Here is a 1213-nt window from a genome sequence, read left to right on the forward strand (position 1 = left end):
CACCGCGTGGCTCGCCGGAATGATCGCGACGCAGACCCGCTGCGACCCATCGCAGGTCGAGGCCGCCCGGCACGTCGCGCTGCTGCGCTGGTCGGGTTGCACTGCCAATGCCCAGGAGTTTGCGGACTTTCTGGAAGACGACGTGCAGGGGCGAAGCGCCCTTCTTGCATCGCAAAAGCCGCGAATGGCGCAGCCGCCGCCCCGCAGCGTGCCCATTCCCAACGCCATGCTCGCCATGGCCAACATTCATTGCGAGATCGCCGGCGACATCGCGAACACGCTGGGCCTGGGTCTCGATACCGAAGCGGCGCTGCGCGCCATCTTCGAGACCTACGACGGCGGCGGCGTGCCCGGCCTACTGCAAGGCAACGACGTGCCGCTTGCGACGTACGTCGTGGCCCTGGCGAGCGACCTCGAGATTTTCAGCCGCCTGTACGGGCTCGACGAAGCGCTCGCGCTGCTGCAGCCGTGGGTGTCCGATGCCAACCCCAACATCCGCCGCTTTGCCAGCGAACTCACGCGGCCGCGCGGCGTGTGGTGCGCGCAGATCGATGCGCTCAAGACCGAGCCGTGGCGCGCGCTGCCGCTGATCGAGCCGCTGCGCGCCGACCCCAGCCGCTATGTGCAGAACTCGGTGGCGAACTGGCTCAACGACGCGAGCAAGAGCCAGGGCGAGTGGGTCGACAAGCTGTGTGCGCGGTGGGTGGCGGAGTCGGACATGGCCGAAACCCGGTACATCGCCAAGCGGGCGATGCGGACGCTTTCCAAATGAAAAAAGCCCGGGAGTACCGGGCTTTTTTCTGAGGGAAGGGAGGCTTACGCGTAGTCCGCGAGCGCCTTCTTCATTTTCTTCATCGCCGCGACCTCGATCTGGCGGATGCGCTCGGCGCTCACGCCGTACACAGCGGCCAGGTCGTGCAGCGTCATGCCACCCGAGCCGTCGTCGTTCACCTTGAGCCAGCGTTCTTCCACGATGCGGCGGCTGCGGTCATCCAGTGCCTCGAGCGCGGTCGCGATGCCGTCGCTCGACAGGCGGTCGCGCTGCTGCGATTCGAGCAGGGCGGTCGGTTCTTGCGTGGCGTCGGCCAGGTAGGCGATCGGGCCGAAGGTTTCGTCACCGTCGTCCGACGGGCCCGGGTCTAGCATGACGTCGCCGCCCGACAGGCGGGTTTCCATCTCGAGCACTTCTTCAGGCTTGACGTTGAGCCGGGTC

General features: G+C 67.0%; 2 protein-coding genes. One reads left to right on the forward strand and one right to left on the reverse strand.

The window, feature by feature from the left end; all coding sequences use genetic code 11:
- Positions 1–19 precede the first annotated feature (19 nt).
- Positions 20–772 (forward strand): hypothetical protein, encoded by a 753-nt coding sequence (locus ACSFA3_RS24345; protein WP_435507951.1) that lies wholly within the window; start codon positions 20–22, stop codon positions 770–772.
- 44 nt (positions 773–816) lie between these two features.
- Here ACSFA3_RS24345 and ACSFA3_RS24350 read toward each other — a convergent pair.
- A partial coding sequence (locus ACSFA3_RS24350) for a sigma factor-like helix-turn-helix DNA-binding protein (RefSeq protein WP_435507950.1) occupies positions 817–1213 on the reverse strand: 397 nt, incomplete at its 5' end.

This window comes from Variovorax glucosi, from assembly GCF_051216695.1.
Classification (GTDB): domain Bacteria; phylum Pseudomonadota; class Gammaproteobacteria; order Burkholderiales; family Burkholderiaceae_C; genus Variovorax.

Excerpts from the sequence above, each read along its gene's own strand:
- ACSFA3_RS24345 (WP_435507951.1), top strand. The coding sequence starts at position 20 with ATGATCGCGACGCAGACCCGCTGCGACCCATCGCAGGTCGAGGCCGCC.